This window comes from Fulvivirga lutimaris (assembly GCF_009711525.1).
Classification (GTDB): Bacteria; Bacteroidota; Bacteroidia; order Cytophagales; family Cyclobacteriaceae; genus Fulvivirga; species Fulvivirga lutimaris.
The window spans coordinates 1-220 of record NZ_SMLV01000007.1; the positions used below are offsets into that span (position 1 = coordinate 1).

Annotated in this window: 1 protein-coding gene; it reads left to right on the forward strand. The window is 42.7% G+C overall.

The features are described 5' to 3' along the window. On the forward strand, positions 1-220 hold a 220-nt coding region (locus tag E1140_RS21060; RefSeq protein WP_185153294.1), incomplete at both ends, for a hypothetical protein.

Here is a 220-nt window from a genome sequence, read left to right on the forward strand (position 1 = left end):
AAGCACAGGCTTTATCAATGGCCATGCAGGTACCACTGCAGACCCTGACTATGTCTATGACAAGAATGGTAACATGACCCAGGATAAAAATAAGGGCATAGCAGCTATAGAATACAATTATCTGAACCTGCCTGAGCGAGTAACCAAAACAGATGGGCAATACATCCAATACATTTATGATGCAGCAGGCGTAAAACTGGCACAGGAAGTTTATGATGCT